The organism is Spirulina sp. 06S082 (assembly GCF_034932145.1).
Classification (GTDB): Bacteria; Cyanobacteriota; Cyanobacteriia; order Cyanobacteriales; family Spirulinaceae; genus CCY15215.
Genome location: NZ_JAYGHV010000039.1, coordinates 1 through 13,813, shown reverse-complemented (window position 1 = coordinate 13,813; position 13,813 = coordinate 1). Strand labels below are relative to the sequence as shown.

The following is a 13,813-nucleotide window of genomic DNA, read 5'->3' as shown; positions in this document are numbered from 1 at the left end:
AGGAGATTCGTGCGGCAGAAGACCCCGAATTTGAGACATTCTACACCAAGAATATCCTGTTAAATGAAGGTCTGCGAGCTTGGTTAGCTCCCGAAGACCAACCCCATCAAAACTTTAAATTCCCCGAAGAAGTCCTCCCTCGCGGTAACGCTCTCTAAGGGAATCAAACCTTGTAGCGGCGTTGCAGGCAACGCCGCTACAGAAGGGATGGGAATACCTCCTCAGCAATGCGGATTTGGTATTAGAACTGAAAAAAGGAAACCCTTTTTCAAAAAAGGTGTTATCCTAAGAAACAGGTCAAAGACCTTAAACCAAATTAGTGTTTTAGAATTAAACCATTTAGGAAATAAGGAGGTGATGCCCATGATTGATGATAGTAGTAAAATTATGGGTCTTCTGGTTAACGATAGTCGGCTGTGCGCCGGAGCCGCTCTCTAAGATTCGAGATCGGTGGTTTAATGGGGCGAAAACAAAGCTAGGAAAACAAAACTAATTTTGTCTAGTAACTTAAATTACCTGAATTCGATGGCTGGAGTTCCTTCCGGCAGTTAGGCTTTAACAAAGAAGACCCTTGCTAGACCGCTCTTACATTTCAGCAAAACCCTAGAGGCAATGCAAAATGTGGGAGCGGATAGTTTTTAAGATAAGAAAAATAAGAGATAAAGAAAAGAGAGATGGCACAATTGTTAAATCAAACGGAAATTCAAGCACGGCTGAAAACATTGACAGGCTGGAAACAGAACGGAAAAGTCATTCAACAAACATTTAGATTTAAAGATTTTATCGCTGCGATCGCCTTTGTTAATGAATTGGTTGAGCCTGCTGAGACTGCCGGACATCATCCCGATCTGGAAATTTCCTATAACAAGGTAACAGTCAGCATGACCAGTCACGATGCAGGAGGTTTGACCTCTAAGGATTTTGACATGGCTATGACAATTTCTGAACTGGCAGAGAAACTTTTGCGGTAAGATTGTGCAGAGAGGGGAAGATAGCTTCAATTTAACTATCTTTCCTGATACCATGCTAGGCTAAAATATCAAATTGTCATCCTAAGCGTAAGGTGTGAGGACGAGAAAAACTATGGACAAGCAGTTTTGGAAATTACAACTATTAAAGAGTCCAGCTATTCTGGGGATGGCACTGACTCTTGTATCTACTTCAGCCGCGATCGCCGTTGAACCGGAAACTTCTCAGGAAAGCAGCAAAACGGGGAGTTCCCTCGAACTTCAAGCGGAATTGAAGGCTGAAACCGAAGCAACGGATTCGATCGCCCTCAAAACAGGAAAAACTAAAGCAATTGGCGCAAAGGCGATCGCCGATGTCACCCCTCAAGTATTCCCAGAAGCACTCCCGGTAGCAGATTTTGCGATCGGCACAGTAACTGAAAATGCAGTAACTGAAAATGCAGTAACTGAAAACAATCTCACCGCGATCGCGGTTGAGTCTGAAGAATTAGAAGAATTAGCTCGTACTGAAGACGAGAACATTGAAAAACTTTTAGGGTTATCGGCTCCCCCCCAGCAACTCGCTCAGGTTTATGAGTCCCCTACCAGCAATAACGAAGTTCTCGATCGCGTCAACCAGTACGGCAACGAAGAAACCAATGGCAGCATGGGTCAAGGTGTTCCAGGTGCGGCTCGTTTCAGCGACGTATCCCCGAGCGACTGGGCTTATCAGGCTTTAGATGACTTGGTACGGAGATACGACTGTCTCAAAGGATATCCCAACGGTACCTACCGAGGTAATCGCGCCCTGACTCGTTACGAATTTGCAGCCGGTTTAAATTCTTGTTTGCAACAAATCGAACGCTTAATTGCCGCTTCTACTGCCGATTTTGTCACCCGTCAAGATTTGGAAGCATTGCAGCGTCTCGTTCAAGAATTTGAAGCAGAATTAGCCACTCTTGGAACCCGCGTTGATAACCTTGAAGGTCGGGTTGCTTTCCTTGAAGATCATCAGTTCTCCACAACCACAAAACTGGGTGGAGAAGTTATCTTTGGTTTAACCAATGACTTTGGTGGCAATACTAATGCTTCTTCCACAGTTTCAAGTGTCGGTCAATCTGCCTTTGGCGATCGCGTTCGTCTCGAACTCAATACCAGTTTTTCCGGTAACGATCGCTTAGTGACGCGATTAGCGGCAGGTAATTTAACTGCATTCAGTACGGGATCTGTTAATAACCTTAGCAATACCAGTTCCTTTGCTGGCAATCAGACGTTTAATATTCCCAGCGATCGCACGGGAAATGACGTTTATATCGATTGGTTGGGTTACTACTTCCAATATCTCAACTCTCAAGCCTACGTTGCAGCGACTGGTGGGAAATGGAGCGATATCGCGCCGACATTAAACCCCTACTTTGAAGATTTTGATGGGGGTAATGGTTCCATCTCAACCTTTGGTCAGCGCAACTCCATCTTCCGAGTGGGTGGTGGTTCCGGTGCAGCATTGAGCTTTGGCTTCACTCCCATTGAAAGCATTCTCGGTCCGAGTACCTTAACCTTGGGTTATTTTGCCGGTAGTAATGCCGCTACTCCTGGTTCGGGTTCGGGTTTATTTAATGGCGATTACGCTTTCATGGGTCATTTGAACGCTAACGTCAGCGATACTTTTGGCTTGGGATTAACCTATATCAATGGTTATCACGCTAGTGGTAGTCCCATCTATGCCGAAGGTCGCGCTCGGCAATCCGGACAAAATGGTTTAGTGGGAAGTTACACCTCTAATAATCCTTGGGTATTGTTAGACAACAATACGGGTGGAATTCCGATGGTCACGAACTCCTACGGTGCTGAGTTCTCCGTCCGTCCCAGCGAGAGTTTCGTGATTAATGGGGGTGTTACATACACCAGCGCCATTCTGTTAGGACGAGGCAATGCTGACATCTGGTCTTATTCTCTCGGTCTCGCTTTACCCGACTTAGGTAAAGAAGGTAATGTTCTTGGCATTTATGCTGGGATTCAGCCGACTTTGAAAGGAATTCGTGCAAGCGGAGTTCAACGCGATCGCGGTCGGATTGATGATGTTTGGCACATTGAAGGATTCTACAAATATCAGGTCACGGATAATATTTCCATTACACCTGGTGTGGTTTGGGTTCTAAGTCCTAACCAAGATGTTCGCGATGAGTCGAATATTATTGGAACTTTAAGAACAACCTTCTCGTTCTAAACTAACGCGATTTCTGGAAATTCTCAAAGCAACAGATCGAATCATCTGTTGCTTTTATTTTTGATAAGAGTTTAAGGGTTTAGCGATCGCATTCAGGTAAAGGATCGAAAAAGATATCGCTGAGTTTTCCGGTTAATAGTCCGGGGAAACCCTAGAAATTGCCGAAATTCTTCTCTACCATCCCCACGATCTCATTCATAAAGCGGTATGCTGGATGCTGCGAGAGGTGGGAAAACCCGATCTAACGACGGAAAAAGCATTTTTAGATAAATATGCGGCTAAATCTGTATTGCTCGGAAATTTCTCGTATCCTTTGTAGTAGCGACATTGCCGGCAACGTCGCTACGGGATTTAAGGCGATCGCGGCTATCTTTCGGCTAACTGTCGGGTCATCAGTTGGGCAAAGAGTCCAGGAGTATGTGACAACTCCTCAAAGGTTCCCACCTGTACGATTTGCCCAGTATCCAGCACATAAATGCGATCGGCTTGTCGAATGGTACTGAGACGATGGGCGATAGTAATGCGAGTCACTTTTAATTGCTCTAAACTTTCCATGACAACCCTTTGAGTTTGATTATCTAAGGCACTGGTAGCCTCATCAAAAATCAAAATATTGGGTTTAGAGACTAAAGCGCGAGAAATGAGCAAACGTTGTTTTTGTCCCCCCGAAAGGTTGCTTCCCCCTTCTGAAATCACCGTGTGCATTCCCATCGGCATCCCCTGAATATCCCCGGCAAATCCCGCCATTTCTGCGGCCTTCCAAGCCTCATCAATAGTGGCGAGTTGTCCCCCGATAATATTCTCAAAGATAGATGCACTTTGAATGCGACCGTTTTGTAGCACTATCCCCAATTGGCGACGAATGGCATCGATATCTAAACCGCTCAAATCTTGACCATCATAGTAGATCGTGCCGTCTTCGGGGGTTTCAAAGCCCAATAAGAGACGAACTATTGTCGATTTACCGCTCCCCGACGGACCCACTAACGCGATGAATTCCCCCGCTTTGGCTGCAATTGTGATGCGATCGAGGGTTAAGGCTCCATCGGGACGATAGCGGAAGGAAACCCGGTCTAATGTGACCTCACCGTAAAGTTTACCGGGATCGGCTTTTTCTAAAGTTACCTCGGGTTGAGCGGCTAAAATCGGTTGAGCGCGTTCCCAAAGAATGGTAGCGTCGAGAACATCAATGATAGTATTGCTGAGTTCGGTGACTCCTGTGATAAAGATGCCGAATGCAGCATTAAAGGCGAGATATTTACCGGCGGTGAGGGAAAGTCCTCCTCCTTTTGAGGCATCTTTGATTAACAAAGCAGTGGCGATAAAAATTACAATTGAACTTAATAAGGGCAGCACTTGGTTAAAAGCATTCACTCCATCTTCGATCGCCTGAGTGCTGAGAACAAAGCGAATTTTTTGGGTGTAAAATTTGCTCCAGTAGGCAAAAGCTCGCTCTTCTGCCCCTGCAACTCGCAGTTTGGAAACGCCGCCGATTAACTGTACCATCAACCCGGAAATTTTCCCTTCTAATTCTTGCAGAGGGCGGAGTTTTTTACGGGTGATGCGCCCAGAAAGTCCAGTGATGAGGAGGGTAACAAAACCGATGCACAACGCAACGATCGCCAATTTAACACTATAGAAAAGCATTAAACCCAGATTGAGAATGGCAAAAAGACTGCTAAAAAGGGTACGAACAATAGAACCGCCGAGACGTTCGCGAATTTGATTGATGGCTGAAACCCTTATCAGTAAGTCCCCCGAGGAATATTGGCGGAAGAAGGAGAGGGGTAATTTCATCAGGCGATCCCAGAGTCCCGCTTGACTGATAGAATCGCCGATCGCCTGCACTCTCAGAATAGTGAGAGCCTGTACCAGTTGGAAGATCGCCACGCCAAAACTTGCCGCCAAGAGTCCGCCGCCAATTTCCAGAATTAAGCGTCGATTGGCACTGGGGATAGCCTTATCGATTAAAACAGCAGTGGCTTGGGGGGTCAGCATTCCTAATAAAGTCGCTAAAACACCAACGACGACGAGGAGAAGTAAGTTCTTCTCTTGTCCGCGCAGACCAAATTGAATAAATTGCAGGCCATCGATGGCGCGATCGGGTAAGGATCGATAAAAGGTATAGGCTTCGGGGGCAAGTTGTTGCGCGATCGCCTCACTCACCTGAATGCGATGGCGAAGAGCAGGATTGTAGAGTTCGTAGCGATCGCCTGGAATAGGTAACAGGGCGACAGGTGCGCCATTTTCTTCTTTGTAAGCCAACAGGGGTCCGGCATAGCGCCGCCACCAGTTGGAGTCGAGGAGAACTTTGCGGGTGCGAATGCGGGAAGCGCGGGCGATCGCGTCGAGGGGATTTTTACAGCGATCGAGGTTTTCAGAACGAGCGGGGGGTTGAATGGTAAGACCCATTGCTCGCCCCACGGCTCCGGCTGCAATTAGTAAGGGATCCCCTTCTTGGTAAAGTTCTTTGGCTCTGGGGTTGAGAACTCCCGCCAATTCACCGAGAGCATCCGATCGCGCTTTTTGGTTGAGTTGCAAGCGATCGCGGAACTGTTGGAATTCTCGTGCGGCTTGTTCCTCTTGCAGTTGTTGCAGTGCCTGCAAAAAGTCGCGATGCAGGGTTTCCAGGGCGTTATGGATGTCTGCGTTGAGTTGTTCGGGAGTCAAACCCGTGAAGGCAATATCGGTGTTGGTGAGGTGTTGGTGAAGAGACTGGCGAGGCGATCGCTCCAAGTTTGCAATGCTTGTTTTGATTCTAGGGTGAAGGGTGCAAGAACGGTTTCTTCCAGGGCGATCGCGATGAGGTAGTCTATTGAGATGTCAGACTTATCTAAACCCACCTTTTTGTTCCTAACCAATCCTACCGATACTCTCCCATATTACACCTTAACCTTTCCTCAGTTTCAGACCAAACTCCAAAAACTCCCTCCCGAGATGGTCGTTTTAGGGGTTAGCATCGATAACCAGCCAGTAGGTTTAATCATTGGGGAAATCTACAACAAAGATGACCCAGCCCAACCCCCCATCGCTTGGATTCACTCTCTCTTCGTGCAACCGAGCCACCGTCGCCAAGGTTTGGGACGCACTTTGTTGCGTCGCATAGAGCAAGAACTTCAACAGCGAAAGTGTCAAGAAATTCGTCTCAATTACCTCTCCAGCCTTAAAACTTTATCCCTGCAAAAACTCCTGAGTCGAGAAGGTTGGACATCCGAAAATACGGGAATTATTTGTTATTGTTCCAAAACCAAAGTTTTAAATGCACCCTCTCCTCATCTCATCGATTATATCGATCGCCTGACCCAAAAACTACCACCGGATTACTCCCGATACCATCCGCTACTCGCAACTGTTTGTAGACCCCGAAACCCAGCCTCTCAGTCGCGGTTTGCTCATCCTCGCCGAAGCCATTCGACGACTTCCCGACAATCATTACGCTACCTTTAACTTTGAGCCGAGCAATACCAATATGATGAATTTAGTACAGCGACGACTGAAGCCCTACCTCATAGAAATTCGTAAAGCCTATAGCGCAACAAAAAAATTAAATTGACGATTCCGATTTACTCGCTTATCAAAAATAAAAATATAGTTTACTTGCACCTCTTCTGTTATGCTATGCCCATTGAATGATCATTCATTAACTCGTGACACGCTTTATTCACGACCAATTTGCCAAACAATACCTTAGCGAACTTCTCTCTCCCCTCGGCACCGTCGAGATCGGGAAAGAAATTCACTCCGAGGGTCGCCAAATTGACTTATTATTTACTCCTTCTGCTTCGGCAAGCGATCGCCGAAAATCCTTGGGTTTATTGGGACGATTAACCACAACTCCCGCATTATTTGAACCCTTCCGCAATCCTGCCACTCAAAGCGACATTCGCACCTGCATGATGAAATTGTTCGTGATTCTCTCAGAACTCGAACGAGAAGTCAAAAGAACCAAAATTTCCTTCGATGAGAACGCATTACCGCAATTGTGGATACTCACCCCCACCGCATCCGCAAATTTCCTGCAAGGATTTTCTACCACCTCATTGCCAAACGTGGAAAAACAAGGCATTTATAGTTTGGGAACGAGTTTGAGAACGGCAATTATAGTCATTCACCAACTCCCGCGAACTCCCGATACTCTCTGGTTGCGACTCTTGGGACGCGGAAACGTACAGAAACAAGCAGTCAGGGAACTCGAAGCCCTACCGAGAGAGAATCGCTTGCGAGGAAGTGTTATAGAATTGGTCAAGGAGCTTATTTCCCTACTTGCCAAACGACAAAACAAAGAACAAGATTTAGATCCCGACGATGAGGAGTTAATTATGACCTTGACACAAATGTATGAAGAAGCAATGGCAGAAATTCGTCAACAGGCTAAAGAAGAAGGTCGCCAGGAAGGTCGGGGAGAGGGAGAAAAAGAAGCCACTCGCCGTCTGATTGAGAATATTTTCCGAGTTCGCTTTGAAGAAATCGATGAAGAACTTGTCACGATTATTGAATCAATTATGCAGCTTTCTTCAGAAGAATTTACTCCCTTACTTTTACAACTCTCTCGTGAAGAATTGATTCAGCGTTTTCGGAAAATAGAAGAATAAGAAAATGCTTGTTATTGAAGCGATCGCATGAAAACGAAATATCAATGGATTCGCCAGCAAAGCGGTGCGGACTGTGCTGCTGCCAGTCTTGCCATTATTGCCAAACACTACGGGCGCACCTTCAAAATTAGCCGCCTTCGGGAAGCGATCGGTACGGGTAGGTACGACTCTCCTCGGTCTCAAACAAGGGGCAGAAAGTCTGGGATTTTGGGCAAAAGCCTTCAAGGCCGATCGCGATCGCCTGAATGACTTAATGGAAAAATTGCCCCTGCCTGCCATCATCTACTGGAAAGGCTATCATTTTGTCGTCCTTTACGGTCGAGAAGGGGAAAAATACGTTATCTCCGATCCCGGTATGGGTATTCGCTATCTCTCCCTTAGGGAACTGCTGCAAGGCTGGCAAGGGGGACTGATGCTGCTGCTGACCCCTCATCTGTTTGGGTTTCTATCTCAACAGGGCGATCGCGTCGATCCTTGGGGAAGCACCTTGCAGCGACTCTATCCCCATCGTTGGACGGTGTTGGCTCTATTTTTACTGGGGTGTCTCTTGGGAGGTCTTTCTCTCACTCTACCCATTTTCGTGCAACTTCTTGTCGATCGCATTCTCCTGGGCGATCGCCGCCAAATTTTACCGATCGTATTATTCTTATTCTGCTGCCTGCAAGGACTCCACAGCCTCATCTCCTGGGGACAATTGACCCTCGCCAGCCAATTCTCCCAGAAGTTGCAAACGGGACTCAAACTCGATTTTTGCGAACAAATTTTGCAACTCCCTCTCACTTACCACGAAGCACGCTACGCCTCGGTTGTAAAGGGCGCATTGCGAGATATTCAAGCTATTAATAACACGATCGCGCAAATCGTTGTTACCCTTCCCCAACAGACCCTAAGCGGACTGGCCGCGATCGCCCTTCTGGGCATTTATAATCTGCAAATCGCAGGAGTTGCCAGCGCGATCGCCCTTCTGGTGGGTTGTGCGATCGCCCTCCTCGATCCTGAAGTGCGCCAAGCCAGTTATTGCACTGCCACCACTGCTGGAAATAACCTATTTTTGCTCTCAGAAACGTTCAAAAATGCTCTCACTTTAAAAACTACCGCCGCCGCCCCTCATTTAGCCACAGAAATTCAAAACCGCCTCGCCCGAGAGGCTGAAATTAACAGCAAAAACGCCAATTTAACCAACCTCGAACAAACTCTTTCTCATCTCCTCCTTGGACTGGGAAGCCTTGGACTCCTTGCCTTTGCCAGTCACCTCTATTGGCAACAACGTCTCAGTCTCGGGCAATTGGCGGCTATCTATGGCATCAATTTAGTCTTTCTCGAAACAGTCAAAACCTGGGTTCGTTTCTGGCTGGACTTCACCCAAGTGAAAATCGCCGCCCAACTCCTCGACGAACTGTTTGACTGTACCCCGGAAAATATCGGGGATGACTCCAAACCGTGGTTAGATATCAGTCCTCAAGCTGATATTCACTGCCACAACCTCCAGTTTCAATATCCCGGTCGCTTGCCCATTTTAAGCGATCTCAACGTTACCTTACCCGGTGGAGGTGCGATCGCCATTATCGGCTATTCTGGCTGCGGAAAAAGCACCTTTGCCAAACTTCTAACGCGACTGTATGACCTGCCAAGAGGAGGGATTAAGCTGGGCGATCGCGCGATCGCAGACTTCCCCCTCGATTGTTTGCGCCGTCAAGTGGTTTTAGTCCCCCAAGAGGCTGAATTTTTAACCCGTTCCCTTGCGGAAAACCTGTGACTGGCTCAACCCGAGGCGACCTTTGCAGACATCCAAAACGCTTGCGAAATCGCCGCAGCCGATGAATTTATCGCAACTTTCCCGGAACAATACGAGACGATCCTCGGCACTTTTAGCGCTAACTTATCCGGCGGTCAAAAACAACGTATTGCGATCGCCCGCGCCCTCCTGATGAATCCTCCTATCCTGATTTTAGATGAAGCCACCGCTAATCTCGATCCCCCCACGGAAAAGCGAGTCATGGATCGCCTGCTGTCCCATCGCAAGGGACAAACCACCCTTTTAATTAGCCATCGCCCCAACATTATCGAACGTGCCGACTGGGTTTTCTGGATTGATGAAGGTACGGTTAAATTTGGGGGAACAATGACGGATTTTCGGACGCGATCGCCAGAACATTTGAGCTTTTTGAATCCTTAGTTTTACACAAATAGATTAAAATGGAATGGAATTCACTACAGAGACGATGGAAAGGGTATTTTGTCTCTTGAGGAGGTTAGCTGAAATGAATTTAAAGCCAATTAAAACCGAAGCCGATTATCGTCAAGCATTGGCAGAAGTGGAACGACTCTTTGAGGCAGAACTGAATACGCCGGAAGGAGATTGCCTTGAAATTTTAACGACATTGATTGAAGTATATGAAGAAAAACACCATCCTATCGATTCACCGCTCCCTTATCTTAATATAGATGAGATTCAACATTTATCTAAATTTATAAAACTTATTCAAGAGAGTGAAGGTTTAATTTTAACTCGAGGAGATTGCGCGATCGCTGAGATCAAACCAATTTATACACCTCCAAAACAACCTCGTCCCATCGGTTTATGTGAAGGGGAGTTTACTGTCCCTGATGATTTTAATGAGTCTCTTCCCGAAGAAATTCTGAATCTATTTGAAAACCCATGAAAATTTTGCTAGATACTCATATCTTTCTCTGGTTTGTCATTAAAGATAAACGTTTAGCTGAGAAATATTATGATGCGATTAGCAATCCAGATAATGGTATTTATTTTAGCGTAGTTTCTGTGTGGGAAGCTACCATAAAATATCAACTTGGTAAACTCACTTTACCAGAATCACCCGTAATTTATCTTCCTCAACAACGAAAAAAACATTTCATTTCTAGTTTATCGATTGATGAAAATACGATTGCTCAACTCATTACATTACCTCCTTTACATCGCGATCCCTTCGATCGCCTTTTAATTTGTCAATCTTTGCAGCACGATTTAACTTTGATGACTGAAGATAGAGCTATTATTTCTTATCCGATGGCCAAACTTTTTTAACTATTCTGAACTTATCCTCCCTGTTGAATCAATGTACCATAAACTCCCCCTTCCTCCCGCAATTGCTCGTGAGTTCCTCGCTGTACGACTTTCCCCCTATCTAGTACAATAATTTCATCGCAATCTCGAATCGTACTTAAACGATGCGCTACAATAATACAGGTACAGCCGCGCTGCCGTAAATTGCGATCGATAATCCACTCCGTTTCCGCATCTAAAGCGCTAGTAGCCTCATCCATCACTAAAATAGAGGGATTTCCCACCAAAGCGCGGGCAATTTCCAAACGTTGGCGCTGTCCTCCACTTAAATTTGCTGCCCCTTCCAATAGTTCTCCTTTGAGTCCTCCCGGTATGGCTCGCAAAGTTTCCCAAATGGCTGCATCTTGGCAAGCACGAACTAACTGGGCTTCTGCAATGGTATCATCCCACAAGGTCAAATTATCCCAAATGCTCCCTTCAAAGAGAAGAATATCTTGCTCTATATAAGCGAGAGAATTAGTCATCACCGGTCGGGGAATTTGTGCGAGGGAGAGTCCATCAAAACGAATTTCCCCCGACCAAGGTTGATATAACCCTGCCATAACTCGGGCGATCGTAGATTTTCCCGAACCGCTTTTCCCGACCAAAGCAATGCGCTGTCCGGGTTGCACGATACAGCTAAAATCTTCAACCAGAGGGTTATCGGTTTTCGAGTAACCAAAGGTAATATTTTGCAATTCTACATGACCCCGCAACCGATAGCGAAAATTGGCTGGAGATGTTAAATTTAATATCTCTATATCGATTTTTTGGGGTTGAAAATCTTCATTTAATCCCTCATCTGTGGGATTTCGTAGAACATCATCCAAGCGAGTAATATCTCCTTCCAATTCTTGTAAACGACCGCCAAATTCAACTAACTTAGTAATGGGAACTTGAAAACTTTGTACTAATAATTGAAATGCAACCAACATTCCAATACTGATATGACCTTCAATAACCCTCAAACCTCCTACAACTAACACAAACATTGTTGTTAAAGCTGTTAATAGAGTCGGTAAAACTGTTAAAGTTTGGTTGCTAACTTCCAAGTTTTGAAACGCATTGATAGACTTGGTATAATATCCCGCCCAACGCGCAAAAAAGTCGGATTCTAAAGCCGATGCTTTTAAGGTTTCTATGCTTTGCAATCCGGCAATACTGACTCCTGCAACTTTGCCCAAATCCTGAGCCAATCGCAAATAAGCATCTTTACGCTGTCTTGCTACCCATTGCAGTGCGGAAATATTTAGAATAGCAAAAAATACTACCAGTAACGTTAAAACCCAATCATAGGTTAACATTACTGCTGCATAGAAAACTACCATAATGACGTTAATGGTATTAGTCGCCAATTCTCCAGCTAAAACATCGGCAATGCGATCGTTGAGTTTGAGCCGATTGCTAATTTCTCCCGAAAAACGCTGGGCATAAAATCTCGCAGGCAAACGCAGAATATGCCAGAGAAATTGGGCGGACATTTTTAAGGATAGTTGAATTTTCAGGTGTTTTAAATGCCACAGTTGAATATAAGTTAATAGTGTTTGCAATAACAATATTACGCCCATCGTTACTAACAAAGGATGCAACCAATTTTCTCGTTGTTCGATCAAGATATTATCGACAAAAATTTGGCTGAAAGCGGGAATAATAATTCCTAAAAGTGCTAAAAAAAATCCTGCTAATAGACAGTATAAAACTGTATTGAACGATCCTTGTAAACGCCTAATTAACGCCAGTAATAGGCTCGGTTTTCGCCCTCCCGGTTTAAAATCTTTCCCCGGTTCTAAGACTAAAGCAATGCCTGTATAAGCGCGATCGAACTCGTCTTCCGTGACGCTGCGAGGACCCGTTGCAGGGTCGTTCAAATAAACGCGATCGCGATCGAATCCTTCTATCACTAAAAAGTGATTGAAATTCCAAAATACGATAAAGGGTGGAGAAAGTTCTTTAAGTCTCTCAATCTTTTTTTTAAACCCTTTCGCTTGCATCCCATAAGCTCGGGCCGCTTTGAGAATATTGGGAGCTTTACTACCATCCCGAGAGACTCCGCAAGCGACTCTTAACTCAGGTAAAGGCACAATGCGCCGATAATAGCCCAGAACAATCCCTAGAGCCGCCGCACCGCACTCCACAGCCTCCATTTGTAGCACGGTAGGAGTCCGAACGCGGCTGGGAAACTTTTTCGGTTTTAAATCTACCTTTTCTTCATCCTTCATTTTTTCAATAAATCCCCGTCCATTCTCGTAGAATGGGCAGGACAAAAGTAATCGGCGCTCGTTCTTCCACCTGCACCCGACTGGTGACAGTAGTTCCCGATGTCATCTGGAGTTGAGGTCCCCTAGACGACGACCATTGCCAACCGCTAAAGGTTTCATCACTCGATCGCAATTCACTCATCACCTCGATCGCTCCTGCTGTGGGAACTTGACTCGGATCTTGACCCAGTTCCGGTGTGGGAACGAGCAAACTCGCGGCAACGTCTGCATTCCCGATGGATAGAGTAACGGCTTCTGGGGTCACGGGAAAAGAGGAAACGCTGATTACTTTACCAATAATTCCGCCAAAACGTTCTCGCTTTACGGTATCGGGGGTGATTTGAATGGTCATTCCGGGTTCAATGGTTTTACCATCTTTGATCGGAAAATAACTGATTCCTACCAAGGTTTCGGATGTATTGGCAAGTTGTAAACGACCCAGTTGCGATCCCGGTTGCACAACTTGACCGTCGGCTAAGGTAATTTCCAAGATACATCCCTCCCGAGGACTGCGGATCGTGCTATTCTCGCCGATTTGTTGTTGCAATTGCACGATCTCTCGACTCACCTCTTGAATTTCTCGGGATTGATTATTAATGAGGTTGAGAGCTTCGCGATCGATGCGCTTCTGTTCCGTTGCCAGTTCCTGTAATTGTTTTTGCAGGTCGTTAATATTAGTAAGATTGCCGCGATATTCTTGTTGAATCTCGGTTTCTTCTACCTTT

General features: G+C 45.8%; 10 protein-coding genes and 4 pseudogenes. 10 read left to right on the top strand and 4 right to left on the bottom strand.

Annotated features, from left to right (window positions below):
- The 4 genes and pseudogenes from VB714_RS05080 to VB714_RS27340 all read left to right on the top strand — a co-directional run.
- Nucleotides 1–158 (top strand): annotated as a pseudogene (locus tag VB714_RS05080) (photosystem II D2 protein (photosystem q(a) protein)); the annotation flags it as partial.
- A 516-nt stretch (nucleotides 159–674) separates the two neighbouring features.
- A complete protein-coding gene (locus tag VB714_RS05075; protein WP_323221817.1) occupies nucleotides 675–971 on the top strand; it encodes a 4a-hydroxytetrahydrobiopterin dehydratase in 297 nt (98 codons plus the stop codon).
- 112 nt (nucleotides 972–1,083) lie between these two features.
- Complete coding sequence (locus tag VB714_RS05070; protein WP_323221815.1) at nucleotides 1,084–3,174, top strand: iron uptake porin; 2,091 nt, start codon at nucleotides 1,084–1,086, stop codon at nucleotides 3,172–3,174.
- Between the two features lie 148 nt (nucleotides 3,175–3,322).
- Nucleotides 3,323–3,454 (top strand): annotated as a pseudogene (locus VB714_RS27340) (DNA alkylation repair protein); the annotation flags it as partial.
- An 86-nt stretch (nucleotides 3,455–3,540) separates the two neighbouring features.
- Here the strand turns inward: VB714_RS27340 and VB714_RS05065 are convergent.
- Together VB714_RS05065 and VB714_RS05060 are read right to left on the bottom strand one after the other, a co-directional pair.
- Nucleotides 3,541–5,910, bottom strand: a complete 2,370-nt coding sequence (locus tag VB714_RS05065; RefSeq protein WP_323221813.1) for an NHLP bacteriocin export ABC transporter permease/ATPase subunit — start codon at nucleotides 5,908–5,910, stop codon at nucleotides 3,541–3,543.
- Entirely contained in the window at nucleotides 5,841–6,017 is a 177-nt protein-coding gene (locus VB714_RS05060; protein WP_323221811.1) for a hypothetical protein, read from the bottom strand. Before VB714_RS05060 ends, VB714_RS05065 begins: the two co-directional genes overlap by 70 nt.
- Between VB714_RS05060 and VB714_RS05055 the strand changes: the two genes are divergently transcribed.
- The 6 genes and pseudogenes from VB714_RS05055 (at nucleotide 5,995) to VB714_RS05035 (ending at nucleotide 10,812) form a co-directional block, all read left to right on the top strand.
- On the top strand, nucleotides 5,995–6,621 hold the full coding sequence (locus VB714_RS05055) for a GNAT family N-acetyltransferase (RefSeq protein WP_323221807.1): 627 nt from the start codon (nucleotides 5,995–5,997) through the stop codon (nucleotides 6,619–6,621). The genes VB714_RS05060 and VB714_RS05055 overlap by 23 nt on opposite strands.
- A gap of 200 nt (nucleotides 6,622–6,821) precedes the next feature.
- Nucleotides 6,822–7,766 (top strand): hypothetical protein, encoded by a 945-nt coding sequence (locus VB714_RS05050; protein ID WP_323221805.1) that lies wholly within the window; start codon nucleotides 6,822–6,824, stop codon nucleotides 7,764–7,766.
- A gap of 27 nt (nucleotides 7,767–7,793) precedes the next feature.
- Nucleotides 7,794–9,672: pseudogene (locus VB714_RS05045) on the top strand (peptidase domain-containing ABC transporter); the annotation flags it as partial.
- A 21-nt stretch (nucleotides 9,673–9,693) separates the two neighbouring features.
- On the top strand, nucleotides 9,694–9,942 hold the full coding sequence (locus tag VB714_RS27335; protein ID WP_416309608.1) for a hypothetical protein: 249 nt from the start codon (nucleotides 9,694–9,696) through the stop codon (nucleotides 9,940–9,942).
- Between the two features lie 85 nt (nucleotides 9,943–10,027).
- Nucleotides 10,028–10,201: pseudogene (locus VB714_RS27330) on the top strand (helix-turn-helix domain-containing protein); the annotation flags it as partial.
- 224 nt (nucleotides 10,202–10,425) lie between these two features.
- Complete coding sequence (locus VB714_RS05035) at nucleotides 10,426–10,812, top strand: type II toxin-antitoxin system VapC family toxin (protein ID WP_323221801.1); 387 nt, start codon at nucleotides 10,426–10,428, stop codon at nucleotides 10,810–10,812.
- Between the two features lie 11 nt (nucleotides 10,813–10,823).
- On the opposite strand, the gene VB714_RS05030 is transcribed toward VB714_RS05035, so the two are convergent.
- Nucleotides 10,824–13,049 carry an NHLP family bacteriocin export ABC transporter peptidase/permease/ATPase subunit gene (locus tag VB714_RS05030; protein WP_323221799.1) on the bottom strand — a complete coding sequence of 742 codons (2,226 nt, stop codon included), beginning with the start codon at nucleotides 13,047–13,049 and terminating at the stop codon, nucleotides 10,824–10,826.
- A gap of 4 nt (nucleotides 13,050–13,053) precedes the next feature.
- Nucleotides 13,054–13,813 (bottom strand): NHLP bacteriocin system secretion protein (locus VB714_RS05025; RefSeq protein ID WP_323221797.1); only part of this gene is annotated, 760 nt, incomplete at its 5' end.

Bases quoted from the DNA above. Each gene is read 5' to 3' on its own strand.
- VB714_RS05075 (WP_323221817.1), top strand. From the start codon at position 675: ATGGCACAATTGTTAAATCAAACGGAAATTCAAGCACGGCTGAAAACA.
- VB714_RS05070 (WP_323221815.1), top strand. From the start codon at position 1,084: ATGGACAAGCAGTTTTGGAAATTACAACTATTAAAGAGTCCAGCTATT.
- VB714_RS05055 (WP_323221807.1), top strand. From the start codon at position 5,995: ATGTCAGACTTATCTAAACCCACCTTTTTGTTCCTAACCAATCCTACC.
- VB714_RS27335 (WP_416309608.1), top strand. From the start codon at position 9,694: ATGAATCCTCCTATCCTGATTTTAGATGAAGCCACCGCTAATCTCGAT.
- VB714_RS05035 (WP_323221801.1), top strand. From the start codon at position 10,426: ATGAAAATTTTGCTAGATACTCATATCTTTCTCTGGTTTGTCATTAAA.
- VB714_RS05030 (WP_323221799.1), bottom strand. From the start codon at position 13,049: ATGAAGGATGAAGAAAAGGTAGATTTAAAACCGAAAAAGTTTCCCAGC.